The organism is Actinoplanes sp. NPDC051411 (assembly GCF_040682075.1).
Classification (GTDB): Bacteria; Actinomycetota; Actinomycetes; order Mycobacteriales; family Micromonosporaceae; genus Actinoplanes.
Genome location: NZ_JBFBAD010000094.1, coordinates 1 through 13,996, shown reverse-complemented (window position 1 = coordinate 13,996; position 13,996 = coordinate 1). Strand labels below are relative to the sequence as shown.

Sequence of the window (13,996 nt, the reverse complement as noted above, 5' to 3'; positions counted from 1 at the left end):
ACCAGCAAACCTAGGGCGACCTCTTCTTTTCATCAGGGCGTAACGAGCCCGCCGGAAGCAAGGAAACTTCATGCCCGTGGACGAGGTACTGACGATGGGACGCCTGGGCGTCGATCTGTATCCACAACAGATTGGCGTCTCCCTGCGTGAGGTGCAGACCTTCGCCAAGTTCCTGGGTGGCACCGCCGCCAACGTGGCCGTGGCGGCCGCCCGTTACGGCCGGCGGGCCGCTCTTCTGAGCCGCACCGGGGCCGACCCGTTCGGTGAGTTCCTGCACGACGCGCTGCGCGGGTTCGGGGTCGACGACCGGTTCGTCACGCCGGTGAGCACGCTGCCGACGCCGGTGACGTTCTGCGAGATGTTCCCGCCCGACGACTTCCCGCTCTACTTCTACCGCTGGCCGAAGGCCCCCGATATCGAGATCTATCCGGCCGAATTGGACGAAGAGGCGATCCGAGGCGCCGACATCTTCTGGGTCACGGGCACGGGTCTGTCCCAGGAGCCCTCGCGGAGCGCCACTCTCACAGCGCTGAAACAACGGAACAGAAGCGGCATCACGATCTTCGATCTCGACTATCGCCCCATGTTCTGGCCCGAGCGCGCCGAGGCGAGACGGTGGTATCAGGAGGCGCTGCCCTATGCGACGGTCGCGGTCGGCAACCTCGATGAGCTCGAGACCGCCGTGGGCGTACGGGAACCGCGAAAGGCCGCCGCGGCCTTGCATGACGCTGGTGTTGATCTCGCGGTGGTGAAGCAGGGGCCGGCCGGTGTGATGGCGAGCCGGGGCGGCGAGGAGGTCGTGGTGCCGCCGGTTCCGGTCGAGGTCGTGAATGGGCTCGGTGCGGGTGACGCCTTCGGCGGCGCGCTGTGTCACGGCCTGCTGTCCGATTGGGATCTCGAGACCGTGATGCGGTTCTGCAACGCGGCCGGCGCGATCGTCGCCGGACGCCTGTCCTGCGCCGACGCGATGCCGACCGAGGCCGAGGTCCGGGCCGCCCTGGAGGCCAACCATGCTTAACGTAGCCGAACTGCTGGAAACGCGGGTGCACCGGCCCGACGCGATCATGACGGCGGCGAAGGCACGGCGCCGGCCGGCATCGCTGGTCGACCGGGAGCACGGCAAGCTGATGATCATCGCGGCCGACCATCCGGCCCGCGGTGCCCTGCGCGCCGGCGGCGACCCGCTCGCCATGGCCAACCGCGTCGACCTGCTCGACCGCCTGCGCACCGCGCTGGGCCGGCCCGGCGTCAACGGCGTGCTCGGCACGCCCGACATCCTCGAAGATCTGCTGCTGCTCGGCGCCCTCGACGACAAGGTCGTGATCGGGTCGATGAACCGGGGCGGCCTCGCCGGCACCAGCTTCGAGATCGACGACCGGTTCACCGCCTACGACGCCGACAGCATCGCCGACGCCGGATTCGAGGGCGGCAAGATGCTGCTGCGCATCGACCCGGCCGACGCCGGCACGGTGACCACCCTTCAGGCCTGCGGCAACGCGGTGACCGCGCTGGCCGCCCGGCAGCGGATGGCGATGGTCGAGCCGTTCATCTCGCACCGGGTCGACGGCCGGGTGCGCAACGAGCTGACCGCCGAGGCGATGATCCGGGCCTGCACGGTCTCGGCCGGGCTCGGCAACACCTCGGCCTACACCTGGCTGAAGGTGCCGGTCGTGCCGGAGATGGAACGGGTCATGGCGGCGACGACGCTGCCCGCGCTGATCCTCGGCGGCGAGGTGTCGGACGACGCCGACGGGGCTTATGCGCAGTGGAGCAAGGCCCTCGACCTGCCGACGGTGCACGGCCTGGTGATCGGGCGGTCCCTTCTCTATCCGGCCTCGGGCACGGTGGCCGACGCGGTCGACCGGGCGGTGGGGCTGCTATGAGTCCTCGTGTCAACCCGGTGGTGCCCAAGGGCAGCACCGCCGACAAGCCGTTCGAGCTGGTGGTCACCCCGGAGAAGGCGGGCTGGCGGTACAGCGGCCTGCGCGTGCTCGACCTGGCGCCGGGCGCCAAGGCGCGGTTCGTGACCGGCGACGACGAGATGCTCGTGCTGCCGCTGTCCGGCGGCTGCGACGTGACGTGCGACGACGAACGGTTCACGCTGACCGGGCGGCGGTCGGTCTTTTCGCGGGTGACCGATTTCGCGTACGTTCCGCGCGGCTCGGCGGTGACCGTGCGCGCGCCCAACGGGGGCCGGTTCGCGCTGCCCGCCGCCCGGGCCGACCGCAAGCTGCCGTTCCGCTACGGCCCGGCCGAGGACGTCGCGGTCGAACTGCGCGGGGCCGGGCAGGCGAGCCGCCAGGTCAACAACTTCTGCACGCCGGACCGGTTCGACTGCGACCGGCTGATCGCCTGCGAGGTGCTCACCCCGGGCGGCAACTGGTCGTCCTACCCGCCGCACAAGCACGACGAGGCGGGGGAGGGGGAGTCGCGGCTCGAGGAGATCTACTACTTCGAGGTCGCGCCGAGCCCGGCCGGCGGCGCCGGGAGCGCCTATCAGCGGGTGTACGGCCACCCCGACCGCCCGATCGACGTCTGCGCCGAGGTGCGCAGCGGCGACGTGGTGCTGATCCCGTACGGCTGGCACGGCCCGTCGATGGCCGCGCCCGGCTATGACCTCTACTACCTCAACGTGATGGCCGGCCCGGGCGCGCGCGAGTGGCTGGTGCGCGACGACCCGGCGCACGGCTGGGTCCGCACATCCTGGTCGGGCACGCCGGTCGACCCGCGCCTGCCCTTGACCACCAGCACCGAAAGGACGCGCTCGTGAAGCTCACCGTGGCCCAGGCCGTGGTCCGGTTCCTCGCCAACCAGTGGACCGAGCGGGACGGTGTCGAGCAGCGCACGATCGCCGGCTGCCTGGGCATTTTCGGTCACGGCAACGTCGCCGGCATCGGCCAGGCGCTGCTGCAGGCCCAGCGCACCGGCTTCGAAAACGGCCGAGCCGATCTTCCTTACCGACTTGCCCGTAACGAGCAGGCGATGGTGCACACCGCGGTCGGCTACGCGCGCATGAAGAACCGGCTGTCGACCTTCGCCTGCACGGCGTCGATCGGGCCCGGCTCGACCAACATGCTCACCGGCGCCGCGCTGGCCACGGTCAACCGGATCCCGGTGCTGCTGCTGCCGTCCGACGTCTTCGCCACCCGGGTCGCCGCGCCGGTGCTGCAGGAACTGGAAGATCCGCGGACCTACGACGTCTCGGTCAACGACGCCTTCCGCCCGCTGTCCAAGTTCTTCGACCGCATCTGGCGCCCCGCGCAACTGCCGTCCTCCCTTCTCGCGGCCATGCGGGTCCTGACCGACCCGGCCGAGACCGGTGCGGTGACGATCTGCCTGCCACAGGATGTGCAGGCCGAGACCCACGAGTTCCCCGACGCGCTGTTCGAGAAGCGGGTCTGGCACGTCGCCCGCCCGCAGCCCGAACCGGTGTTCGTGTCGCGGGCGGCCGAGGTCATCCGCAACGCGGAGCGGCCGCTGATCATCGCCGGGGGCGGGGCGATCTACTCCGAGGCGAGCGACGAACTCGACCGTTTCGCCCGCGAGACCGGCATCCCGGTCGCCGACACCCAGGCCGGCAAGGGCGCCGTGAGCTGGGACCACCCGAGCTCGGTCGGCGGCGTCGGATCGACCGGCACCCCGGTCGCCAACCGGCTGGCCCGCGAGGCCGACGTGATCATCGGCGTCGGCACCCGCTACAGCGACTTCACCACCGCGTCGCGCACGGCCTTCCAGAACCCGGAGGTCAGGTTCGTCAACATCAACGTCGCCGGGTTCGACGCGGCCAAGCAGGCCGCTTTCCCCATTGTGGCCGACGCGCGGGCCGGGCTTTCCGCGCTGCTCACGCAGCTGCAAGGCTTCCGGTACGCGGGTGAGCCGTACCGGGCGGACGTCGCCGCCTGGCAGGAGCGCGTCGACGCGGCGTACCGGATGGGACATGGACCCCTCCCCGCCCAGGCCGAGGTGATCGGGGTGGTCAACGACGCCGCCGGCGAGCGCGACGTCGTGGTGCAGGCGGCCGGCAGCATGCCCGGCGACCTGCAGCTGCTGTGGCGGGCGCGGGATCCGAAGCAGTACCACGTCGAGTACGGCTACTCCTGCATGGGCTTCGAGATCGCCGGTGCCCTCGGCATCCGGCTGGCCGATCCCAGCCGTGAGGTGTTCGCGCTGGTCGGCGACGGTTCCTACCTGATGATGTCGCAGGAGATCGTGACCGCGATCGCCGACGGCGTGAAGCTGATCATCGTGCTCGTGCAGAACCAGGGCTTCGCCTCGATCGGCGCGCTGTCGGAATCGCTGGGCTCGCAACGCTTCGGCACGAGTTACCGCTTCCGCGGCTCCGACGAGGACTACGACGGGTCCTACCTGCCGGTCGATCTGGCCGCCAACGCCGAGAGCCTGGGCGCCTCGGTCATCCGCTGCCGGACGATCGCGGATCTGCGCGACGGATTGAAGCGGGCCCGCGAGGCTTCCCGGCTGACCGTCGTGCACATCGAGACCGACCCGCTCTCGCCGGTGCCGTCCTCCGAGTCGTGGTGGGACGTGCCGGTCTCCTCGACTTCTTCTCTCGACTCCACCCGCTCGGCCTACGCCGACTACGAAGCCGCCAAGCGTTCCCAGCGGCTCTATCTCTAAGGACCTTCATGTCAACGATTGAGCACTGGATCGGCGGCCGTTTCGTCGGCGGCGACCGGCGCGGGCCCGTTTACAACCCGGCGACCGGTTCGCAGCAGCACGAGGTCGTGCTGGCGGCGGCCTCCGACGTCGATGCGGCCGTGTCCGCGGCGCAGGCGGCGTTCACCGAGTGGAGCCAGGCGTCGCTGAGCAGGCGCACCAAGATCCTCTTCAATTTCCGCGAGCTGGTCAACTCGCACGTCTCCCAGCTCGCCGAGCTCATCTCGGACGAGCACGGCAAGGTGCTGTCGGACGCGGCCGGCGAGGTGCAGCGCGGCCTCGAGGTGATCGAGTTCGCGTGCGGCATCCCGACGCTGCTCCAGGGGTCCTATTCGGACCAGGCCTCGACCGGCGTCGACGTGTTCAGCTTCCGCGAGCCGCTCGGCGTCTGCGCCGGCATCACCCCGTTCAACTTCCCGGCCATGGTGCCGATGTGGATGTACCCGGTGGCGATCGCCTGCGGCAACACGTTCGTGCTCAAGCCCTCGGAGCGCGACCCGTCGGCGTCCAACTACGTGGCCGGGCTGTGGGCCGAGGCCGGGCTGCCGGACGGCGTCTTCAACGTCGTGCACGGCGACAAGGTCGCGGTCGACGCCCTCCTGGACCACCCGGGCGTCGCGGCGGTGTCGTTCGTCGGGTCGACGCCGATCGCCCGCTACATCCACCAGCGGGCGAGCGCGACCGGCAAGCGGGTGCAGGCGCTGGGCGGGGCCAAGAACCACGCGATCGTGCTGCCCGACGCCGACCTCGACTACGCGGCCGGGCACCTGACCGCGGCCGCGTTCGGGTCGGCGGGGGAGCGGTGCATGGCGATCTCGGCCGCGGTGGCGGTCGGCGGGGCCGGCGACGCGCTGATGGATCTGGTCGTTCGCAAGGCCAATGAGGTCGTGGTCGGGTCCGGCCGCGATCCCCGGTCCGAGATGGGCCCGGTCGTGACGGCCGCCGCGAAGGAGCGGATCGAGTCGCTGATCGGCACCGGCGAGCAGCAGGGCGCCAAGGTGCTGGTCGACGGCCGGGGGCTGTCGGTGGCCGGCCATGAGAACGGGTTCTTCGTCGGGCCGACCGTGCTCGACCAGGTGACGCCGTCGATGGACGTCTACACCGAGGAGATCTTCGGGCCGGTGCTGTCGACCGTGCGGGCCGACGACGTCGACACCGCCATCGATCTGATCAACAGCAATCCGTACGGGAACGGCACCGCGATCTTCACGAGCAGTGGCGAGGCGGCGCGTCGCTTCCAGCGGGGCGTGAAGGTTGGCATGATCGGCATCAATGTCCCGATTCCGGTGCCGATGGCCTATTACTCGTTCGGCGGGTGGAAGGACTCGCTCTTCGGCGACAAGCACGTGCACGGTCCCGAAGGCGTCTCCTTCTACACCCGGGGCAAGGTCGTGACCTCCCGCTGGCCGCACGTCGCCGGGCCGTCCGAAGCCTCCTTCCACTTCCCGACGGCGAGCTGACCGGACTGAAGGCTGATATGGAACTTCGTCATTTACAACTGGGCAGCTGCCCCGACTCGTGGGGCGTCTGGTTCGCCGACGACCCCCGGCAGACACCCTGGCCTCGTTTTCTCGACGAACTGGCCGCTTCGGGCTATCACTGGCTGGAGCTCGGGCCGTACGGTTATCTGCCGACCGACCCGGGCCGGCTGGCCGATGAGCTCGCCTCCCGCGGTTTGTCGTGTGCCGGAGGCACCGTGGCCGGCCTCGGCGGACCACACCGTGACCTGCCTTCCCTGATCGAGGCCACCCGCAAGGTCGCCGTCCTCACCCAGGCGCTCGGCGCCGAAAACCTGATCTTCGTTCCGGTGCCCGGTTACCGGGACGACGTCACGGGGGACTACCGGGAGCCGGCCCAGCTCGACGCCGAGGGCTGGGCCCGGCTGACCGGGCACAGCAACACGCTCGGCCGGATGCTCCTCGAGGAGTACAACCTGCACTTCCGCTTCCACCCGCACGCGGACTACCAGGTGGAGACCCAGGAGCAGACCGAGCACTACCTCGACGACACCGATCCGCGGTTCGTGTCGCTCTGCCTCGACACCGGTCACCTGGCCTACCGCCGGGCCGACGTGCCGGGGATCATCCGGAAATACCCGGACCGCATCGGTTACGTGCACATCAAGCAGATGGACCCGGGGATCGCTGCTCGCGCCGTCAAGGAGGACCTGCCGTTCGGGCAGGCCGTCGCGATGGGTGCCAGCGTCGAGCCGCCGGCCGGACTACCCGACGTGCCGTCGGTGCTCGAGGCTCTGGCGGGCCTCGACGCCGAACTGTTCGTCGTGGTCGAGCAGGACATGTATCCGGTCGAGTTCGACCGGCCGCTGCCGATCGCCCAGCGCACGCGCAGCTATCTGAATTCCGCCGGTTTGATATCCCGTCCCACCCCTGGAGAGATTCAATGAGGAAGTCCTTCCGAGTGCTGGCCGCTGTTTCCGTGGTGGTCCTCGGCGCCACGGCCTGCAGCAGCGGCGGCAAGGCGAAGACCACCGACAGCTCGGGCGGCGGCGCCAACGCGGCCGGCAGCTCCGGCTACACGATCGCCATGATCACCCATGAGACCCCTGGCGACACGTTCTGGGACAAGATCAAGGCGGGCGCGCAGCAGGCGGCCAAGGACGAGGGCGTCACGCTCAAGTACTCGGCCGACCCGGACGCCGCCAAGCAGGCCCAGCTCATCCAGAGCGCGGTCGACTCCAAGGTCAGCGGCATCGCCACCACGCTCGTCACCCCGGACGCGCTGGCCGGCGCGGTCAAGTCGGCGACCGACGCCAAGATCCCGGTGGTCGGCTTCAACTCCGGCATCGACCAGTATCAGAAGCTCGGCGCGCTGATGTACTTCGGCTCGGACGAGACCCTGGCCGGCACCACCGCCGGCAAACGGATCGCGGCCGAGGGCGCCAAGCACCCGCTCTGCGTGATCCAGGCCCAGGGCTCGGTCGCCCTGGAAGCCCGCTGCGCCGGCGTCAAGAGCGCGGTGCCGGGCACCGAGAACATCGACGTCAACGGCGCCGACGACACGGCCGTCGTGTCGACGCTGCAGGCCAAGCTGGCCCAGGACAAGTCGATCGACTACATCGTCACGCTCGGCGCCCCGATCGCAATCGACGCGCTCAAGGCCGTGGACCAGGCCAGCAGCAAGTCCAAGCTGGTCACCTTCGACCTGAACGCCGAGGCGGCCACCGACATCCAGAGCGGCAAGATCGAGTTCTCGATCGACCAGCAGCCGTACGTCCAGGGCTACATGGCCGTCAGCTCGCTCTACCTCTACCTCAAGAACGGCAACGACATCGGCGGCGGCAAGGCCGTACTGACCGGGCCGTCCTTCGTGGACAAGACCAACATCGACAAGATCGTCCCGTTCACCAAGAACAACACCCGCTGACGCCGGTCTGATCGGAGTGCTGTCATGAGCCAAACCGTGGAGACGGCGCCGGCAGCGGCGCCGTCTGACCCGGCCGGTCGCGTCCGGCTCGGTCTGAGCAATCGTCTGCTGGCCCGGCCGGAGATCGGATCCCTGGTCGCGGCGATCGTCATCTTCATCTTCTTCCTCGCCGTCGCTCCTTCGTTCCGCTCCGGCGCGTCCTTCTTCACGGTCCTCTACCAGTCGTCGACGATCGGGATCGTCGCGGTCGGCGTGGGACTGCTGATGATCGGTGGCGAGTTCGACCTCTCGGCCGGTGTCATGGTCTATTCGGCCGGCCTGTTCAACTCACTCTTCTGCTGGGACCTCGGCATCAATCTCTGGGTCGGGCTGGTTCTCTCGCTGGCCTTCGCCCTGCTGGTCGGCTTCGTCAACGGCTTCCTGGTGATGAAGACCGGCATCCCGAGCTTCCTGATCACGCTCGGCACGTTCTTCGTGCTGCAGGGCGCCAACCTCGGCGTCACCAAGCTGATCGGCGGCAGCGTCTCGTCGCCCGACATCAGCCAGATCGCCGGCTACAACGCGATCGGCAAGATCTTCTCATCCAGCTTCCACATCGGGTCGGTGACCGTCTGGGGCACGGTGATCTGGTGGATCGGCTTCGTCGCGCTGGCGGCGTGGGTGTTGCAGCGCACCCGCGTCGGCAACTGGATCTTCGCGGTGGGCGGTGCTCCGGACAGCGCCCGCGCCGTCGGTGTCCCGGTCGTCCGCACCAAGATCGGGCTGTTCATGACGACGTCGTTCCTGGCCTGGTTCGTCGGCATGCACACGCTCTACCGGTTCAACACGCTCCAGGCCGGCAGCGGCGTCGGCAACGAGTTCCTCTACATCATCGCCGCGGTCGTCGGTGGCACGCTGCTCACCGGTGGCTTCGGCAACGCGATCGGCGTCGCGATCGGCGCGTTCATCTTCGGCATGACCAGCCTCGGGATCGTCTACGCCGGCTGGGACCCGAACTGGTTCAAGGCCTTCCTCGGCGTCATGCTCCTGCTCGCCGTGCTGGTCAACCTCTACGTCAGGCGCATGTCCGCCGCCCGGAAGGTGGGGTAACCCATGACCGATACCCTGGCCGCGCACGCCGACAGTCACCTGGAACGCGGCGAGCCGCTGATCGAGATGGAAGACGTCGGCAAGTCGTACGGTGCGGTGCGTGCCCTTCGCGGCATCAACCTGCGCGTCAACGCCGGCGAGGTCACCTGCGTGCTGGGTGACAACGGCGCCGGCAAATCCACCTTGATCAAGATCATGTCAGGCCTGCACCCGCACAACGAGGGCCTGGTGCGGGTCGACGGCAAACCGGTGACCTTCGGCTCGCCGCGCGAGGCGCTCGGCCACGGGATCGCCACGGTCTATCAGGACCTGGCGGTCGTGCCGCTGATGGAGGTCTGGCGCAACTTCTTTCTCGGCTCGGAGGTCTCGGCGGGAAAGTTCCCGCTGGCCGGGCTCAAGATCCGGCAGATGCGCGAGATCGCCGACAACGAGCTGCGCAAGATGGGCATCGTCGTCAAGGACATCAACCAGCCGATCGGCACGCTCTCCGGCGGCCAGCGGCAGTGTGTGGCGATCGCCCGGGCGGTCTACTTCGGAGCCAGGGTGCTCATCCTCGACGAGCCGACGGCCGCGCTCGGGGTCAAGCAGTCCGGCGTCGTCCTCAAATACATCGCGGCGGCCCGCGACGCCGGCCTCGGCGTCGTCTTCATCACCCACAACCCGCACCACGCCCACCTGGTCGGCGACCACTTCGTGATCCTCAAACTGGGCCAGGCCGTGCTCGACAAGACCAGCAAGCAGGTCACGCTCGACGAGCTGACCTCGCAGATGGCCGGCGGCGACGAGCTCGCCGAGCTGTCCCACGAACTCGGCCGTTAGGGGACTGTTTTCCATGCTCAAGGTTGGAGTCATCGGCACCGGAATGATCGGCAAGGATCACATCCGGCGGATGACCTCTGTTCTCTCCGGCGTTTCCGTGGTGGCGGTGACCGACGTGGACGCGTCGGTGGCCGCCGCCGTGGCCGCCCCTTTGTCGGCCGAGGCACATCCGGACGGCGCCTCGCTGATCGCTTCTCCTTCCGTCGACGCCGTTGTCGTTTCGTCGTGGGGTCCGACTCACGAGGAGTACGTGCTGGCCGCTATCGCGGCGGGGAAGCCCGTTTTCTGCGAAAAGCCGCTGGCTACCACTGCGGCGGCTTGTCTTCGGATCGTCAACGCGGAGGTTTCCTCTGGTCGCCGCCTGGTTCAAGTCGGATATATGCGGCGATATGATGTTGCATACCGTGCCTTGAAGGCCGTCCTTCTCAGCGGCGAGATCGGTGCACCGCTGATGATGCACTGCGCTCACCGCAACGCCTCCGTGCCTTCCTTCTACGAGAAGGAAATGGCGATCACCGACACCGCGGTGCACGAGATCGACATGGTGCGCTGGATGTTCGACAGTGAGATCACGGCGACTTCGGTGCTGATTCCGCGCAAGAGCGGCAACGGTGGCGAGCTGCAGGATCCGCTCTTCCTGCTCCTCGAAATGGCCAACGGCGTGCTCGTCGACGTCGAGATCTCGGTCAACGTCCGTTACGGCTACGACATTCGAGGCGAAATCCTGGGCGAGAACGGCACGGCCGCGTTGGGGTCACTCTCGCCGGTTTCCGTACGGGTGGGGGGCCGCGTTTCCGACCCGGTTCCCGCCGATTGGCGCGAGAGGTTCATCGCCGCGTATGACGTCGAGTTCCAGGAGTGGATCGACTCGGTCTCCTCCTCCGGCTCTCCGTCAGGCCCGTCGGCATGGGACGGATACGCGGCTGCCGTGGCGTCCGACGCCGCTGTCGCCGCGCTGCGGAGCGGCGCGCGAGTTCCGGTCTCCCTGGTCTCCAAGCCGGCGTTCTATTCGCCCTCTCCTTCCTCACCGGCGGTCGCCGTATGAAGATCGCGCTCGATCCCTACATGTTGAGGAAAGTGCCGCTTCTGGATCTGCCCGCACTGGTCGCTTCGCTTGGCTACCAATACAACGAGATGTCGCCGCGGGACGACTTCCTGCCGTTCTTCCTGCACCCGCGAATCGACTCCTCGGGCGTGGCCCTGTTCCGGCGCGCCCTCGCCTCGGCCGGCGTCTCGGTTTCCTCCGTCTTGCCGCTCTACCGGTGGTCGGGGCCGGACGAGGACGCGCGGCAGGCCGCGGTGCGCTACTGGAAACGGGCCATCCAGATCACCGTCGACCTGGGTGTGGACGTCATGAACTCCGAGTTCAACGGGCGGCCCTCTGAGCCGGATGTCTCGGAGGCCCAATTCTGGCGGTCGCTCGAGGAACTGCTGCCGATCCTCGAACGGGAAGGGGTGCGGCTCGTCCTCGAACCGCACCCGGACGACTTCATCGAGGACGGCATCGCCGGGGTCAACCTGGTGCGCGGCATCAACTCGCCCAACGTGACATTCCTGTACTGCGCCCCGCACACGTTCCACCAGGGCGGCGACCTGGCGGCGGTGATGCACCACGCCGGGCCACTGCTCACCCAGGTCCACATCGCCGACTCGTTCGACCATCGTGGGTCGTCCGGGCTGCGCTACATCGTGAACCCGCCCGGCTCGACCGCCCGCATCCACCAGCACCTCGACATCGGCCAGGGCGAGGTCGACTGGGACCTGTTCTTCCGCACGCTGAACGAGGTCGGCTTCGACGGCATCGCCACCGTCTGCGTCTTCGCCTGGGAGGAACGGGCCCCGGAAAGCTCCCGCTTCAACCTGGCCCGCGTCAACGAGTACGTCGACAAGTACTTCTCCGGCCGGCCAACGCCCGAGGGCTGACCCGCCCGTCCACCTTCGACGGGGAGGTCCGATGACCACCCGTGGCGCAAACGGCGGCATGACGAGCCGCCGGTTGACGGGAACCGCTCTGGCCGTGGGAGGCGGCGTGCCGTTCGGGCCTTCTTCGCCTTCTCCGCCTTCTCCGCCTTCTCTGGTGGGGCCGGTACTGCTTCGTCTGCCCGGCCCCACCGGCCCCATCCGACCGGCGTCGCGGAGATGCCGGTCGTCGACCGGTCCGGCGCGCGAGCTGATGACCGGCATCTGTAACCCGCCGCGACGTCCGATCCCATCCGCGCCCGGTGTGGACGCCGCCCGCGGGTGATGCGGGCCTACGTCAGCGAGGCCGGCTTCCCGGCCGACGCGGCGCTTGTTTCGCGGGCCTCGCTTGTTTCGCGGGCCTCGCTTGTCTTGCGGGCCTTGCTTGTCTTGCGGGCCTGCTTGTCTCGCGGGCCTCGGCTGCCTCGCGCGCCTCCGTCGTGCTGTTGACGCTGCGGGAGGCGTTCGGGGAGAGGCCGGGCTGTTGCGGTCGGGCATCAAGCGGGGCGGCAGCGGGCGCACGCCGTCCCGGCGACAAGGACGGAGCAGGAAGGCCCGGGCCCGCACCAAGCGTCATGGTCGCGCCCCGGCCCGCAGCCCCTCGGCCACGGGCTGGGCTTTGGTCAGAGGCCGGGGAGTGGGGGCTGGGCGTCGTAGACGGGCCAGCCGTCGTCGCCGGGGCGGACGCCCGCGGTCAGGCGGTGGGGCTGGTGGACGCCGGGCTCCAGCAGATGGTCGACCGTCGCGCCGCGGAGGACCAGGGCGTCGGCGATGAGCATGCGGTGGCAGTGCCACCAGAGGGTCTCGGCGCACATCACGGCCTGCCGGTCGGTCCTCGCGGTCGTGAGAAGGTCGTCGACGGCGAGGCGGAACTGCGGAGTGTCCATGTGGTCGGCGTACGCGGCGAAGGAGGCATTGCGCAATGCGGTGTGCCGGGAACCGGGGTGGCCCTGGCGGCGCCCGCCCAGGGTCTCGCCCTGCCAGGTGTAGCCCAGCCCGGCCTTGACGACGGCCCCCTCCAACGCGTCGCGGCCGAACTGCGGATGGCGACGGGAACCGGGAAAGCGGCGTACGTCGACCAGCGTTTCCACCCCGGCCTCGGTGAGGGTCGCGATGAGCGTCTCGACCGACCTGGCGCCGTGACCGACCGTACAAATTCGCACCCGGGAAACCTACCCGGCTATCGCCGACGGGTCGGAATAGCTGTAGTTCACGCGGAAGAATCCCCGGATAGGGTCGCAGCTGACGTTGGAGGTGATCGGCGTGGTGCGAGCCGGGTCGGCGGCGTCCAGGCTGATCGTGACGTCGTCCTGGTCATGTTGGTTGGGGTCGTAGACCCGGAACGTGATCGCGGAGCCGGTGCGATCGTAGCCGTACGCCAGCACCTGGTGGCAGCGACCGAGAGCGCCCGGGTTGAAAGACCGCACCGTCACCAGGCCGAGCGTCGCCGGCCGCCCACGGTCGATGTCGGCGATGACGCGGGGAACCTGGTCCTCGATCGTCCGGCGGGCGAGCCCGGGGCGGACGATCGGCCGGACGCCGGTGTCGCGGTCGGGGGTGTTGGCCCAGTAGTAGTACCTCAGCACTCCGGACGGGATGGAGAAGCTGGCCAGCAGGCGCGCGGCGATGTACTCGAACAGCGGGCTGCCACCCTCGGGCGCGTCGGTCCGGGCCGGGGGCCGCCGGCCGGCGAGGTAGAGGTCGGCGGCGGTGAACGCCATGCCGCCGCAGAGGCCGTCGCTCGCGTCGCCCAACCGCACCTTGCCCAGAAGCGGAACGGCGAACACGAAGTTGGGCGTGCCGGGCGGCCAGCGGTTGTCGAAATGCAGCCCGTGCGTGCTGGGCCGGAAATCCTTGAGTAGGGCCATCGTTCACCATGACACGGGAGGAGGTCGCGGCGCTCAGCACGACGAGGACCATGTGAGCCCGTCGCTTCGACGAGCCTTCCGAACCCTGGCCGTGGGGCGGGGGGGGGCGTGGGTGGGGGCGCCCCCGGGGGGGTGGGCGGGGCCGCCGCCGGGGGGGTGGTGGGGGTGGGGGGGGGCGGGGGGGGCGGGGTGGTCCGGGGGGA

General features: G+C 69.2%; 13 protein-coding genes. 11 read left to right on the top strand and 2 right to left on the bottom strand.

Going from position 1 to position 13,996, the window contains the following annotated elements; translation table 11 throughout:
• Nucleotides 1–70 precede the first annotated feature (70 nt).
• Genes iolC through AB0M88_RS37480 form a run of 11 tightly spaced genes read left to right on the top strand, consistent with a single transcriptional unit; the run spans nucleotide 71 to nucleotide 11,889 of the window.
• A complete protein-coding gene (gene iolC / locus AB0M88_RS37530) occupies nucleotides 71–1,018 on the top strand; it encodes a 5-dehydro-2-deoxygluconokinase (protein WP_364110593.1) in 948 nt (315 codons plus the stop codon).
• Complete coding sequence (locus AB0M88_RS37525; protein ID WP_364110592.1) at nucleotides 1,011–1,883, top strand: aldolase; 873 nt, start codon at nucleotides 1,011–1,013, stop codon at nucleotides 1,881–1,883. The genes iolC and AB0M88_RS37525 overlap by 8 nt, the downstream gene beginning before the upstream one ends.
• Nucleotides 1,880–2,770 carry a 5-deoxy-glucuronate isomerase gene (gene iolB, locus AB0M88_RS37520; protein WP_364110591.1) on the top strand — a complete coding sequence of 297 codons (891 nt, stop codon included), beginning with the start codon at nucleotides 1,880–1,882 and terminating at the stop codon, nucleotides 2,768–2,770. Before AB0M88_RS37525 ends, iolB begins: the two co-directional genes overlap by 4 nt.
• Nucleotides 2,767–4,635 carry a 3D-(3,5/4)-trihydroxycyclohexane-1,2-dione acylhydrolase (decyclizing) gene (iolD, locus tag AB0M88_RS37515; RefSeq protein ID WP_364110590.1) on the top strand — a complete coding sequence of 623 codons (1,869 nt, stop codon included), beginning with the start codon at nucleotides 2,767–2,769 and terminating at the stop codon, nucleotides 4,633–4,635. Before iolB ends, iolD begins: the two co-directional genes overlap by 4 nt.
• 8 nt (nucleotides 4,636–4,643) lie before the next feature.
• A complete protein-coding gene (locus tag AB0M88_RS37510) occupies nucleotides 4,644–6,134 on the top strand; it encodes a CoA-acylating methylmalonate-semialdehyde dehydrogenase (protein WP_364110589.1) in 1,491 nt (496 codons plus the stop codon).
• Nucleotides 6,135–6,151: 17 nt separating this feature from the next.
• A complete protein-coding gene (locus tag AB0M88_RS37505) occupies nucleotides 6,152–7,078 on the top strand; it encodes a TIM barrel protein (protein WP_364110588.1) in 927 nt (308 codons plus the stop codon).
• Nucleotides 7,075–8,058, top strand: a complete 984-nt coding sequence (locus tag AB0M88_RS37500; protein WP_364110587.1) for a sugar ABC transporter substrate-binding protein — start codon at nucleotides 7,075–7,077, stop codon at nucleotides 8,056–8,058. Before AB0M88_RS37505 ends, AB0M88_RS37500 begins: the two co-directional genes overlap by 4 nt.
• Before the next feature lie 24 nt (nucleotides 8,059–8,082).
• Complete coding sequence (locus AB0M88_RS37495; protein ID WP_364110586.1) at nucleotides 8,083–9,147, top strand: ABC transporter permease; 1,065 nt, start codon at nucleotides 8,083–8,085, stop codon at nucleotides 9,145–9,147.
• Nucleotides 9,148–9,150: 3 nt separating this feature from the next.
• Nucleotides 9,151–9,966, top strand: a complete 816-nt coding sequence (locus tag AB0M88_RS37490; RefSeq protein WP_364110585.1) for an ATP-binding cassette domain-containing protein — start codon at nucleotides 9,151–9,153, stop codon at nucleotides 9,964–9,966.
• Between the two features lie 13 nt (nucleotides 9,967–9,979).
• On the top strand, nucleotides 9,980–11,011 hold the full coding sequence (locus AB0M88_RS37485) for a Gfo/Idh/MocA family oxidoreductase (protein WP_364110584.1): 1,032 nt from the start codon (nucleotides 9,980–9,982) through the stop codon (nucleotides 11,009–11,011).
• 32 nt (nucleotides 11,012–11,043) lie between these two features.
• Nucleotides 11,044–11,889 carry a sugar phosphate isomerase/epimerase family protein gene (locus tag AB0M88_RS37480; RefSeq protein ID WP_364110583.1) on the top strand — a complete coding sequence of 282 codons (846 nt, stop codon included), beginning with the start codon at nucleotides 11,044–11,046 and terminating at the stop codon, nucleotides 11,887–11,889.
• 659 nt (nucleotides 11,890–12,548) lie between these two features.
• Here the strand turns inward: AB0M88_RS37480 and AB0M88_RS37475 are convergent.
• Together AB0M88_RS37475 and AB0M88_RS37470 are read right to left on the bottom strand one after the other, a co-directional pair.
• Nucleotides 12,549–13,088 (bottom strand): DUF488 domain-containing protein, encoded by a 540-nt coding sequence (locus AB0M88_RS37475; protein ID WP_364110582.1) that lies wholly within the window; start codon nucleotides 13,086–13,088, stop codon nucleotides 12,549–12,551.
• A gap of 9 nt (nucleotides 13,089–13,097) precedes the next feature.
• On the bottom strand, nucleotides 13,098–13,793 hold the full coding sequence (locus tag AB0M88_RS37470) for a hypothetical protein (RefSeq protein WP_364110581.1): 696 nt from the start codon (nucleotides 13,791–13,793) through the stop codon (nucleotides 13,098–13,100).
• Nucleotides 13,794–13,996: the final 203 nt, after the last annotated feature.

Bases quoted from the DNA above. Each gene is read 5' to 3' on its own strand.
- AB0M88_RS37510 (WP_364110589.1), top strand. From the start codon at position 4,644: ATGTCAACGATTGAGCACTGGATCGGCGGCCGTTTCGTCGGCGGCGAC.
- AB0M88_RS37525 (WP_364110592.1), top strand. From the start codon at position 1,011: ATGCTTAACGTAGCCGAACTGCTGGAAACGCGGGTGCACCGGCCCGAC.
- iolC (WP_364110593.1), top strand. From the start codon at position 71: ATGCCCGTGGACGAGGTACTGACGATGGGACGCCTGGGCGTCGATCTG.
- AB0M88_RS37485 (WP_364110584.1), top strand. From the start codon at position 9,980: ATGCTCAAGGTTGGAGTCATCGGCACCGGAATGATCGGCAAGGATCAC.
- AB0M88_RS37470 (WP_364110581.1), bottom strand. From the start codon at position 13,793: ATGGCCCTACTCAAGGATTTCCGGCCCAGCACGCACGGGCTGCATTTC.
- AB0M88_RS37495 (WP_364110586.1), top strand. From the start codon at position 8,083: ATGAGCCAAACCGTGGAGACGGCGCCGGCAGCGGCGCCGTCTGACCCG.
- AB0M88_RS37490 (WP_364110585.1), top strand. From the start codon at position 9,151: ATGACCGATACCCTGGCCGCGCACGCCGACAGTCACCTGGAACGCGGC.
- AB0M88_RS37505 (WP_364110588.1), top strand. From the start codon at position 6,152: ATGGAACTTCGTCATTTACAACTGGGCAGCTGCCCCGACTCGTGGGGC.
- iolB (WP_364110591.1), top strand. From the start codon at position 1,880: ATGAGTCCTCGTGTCAACCCGGTGGTGCCCAAGGGCAGCACCGCCGAC.
- AB0M88_RS37500 (WP_364110587.1), top strand. From the start codon at position 7,075: ATGAGGAAGTCCTTCCGAGTGCTGGCCGCTGTTTCCGTGGTGGTCCTC.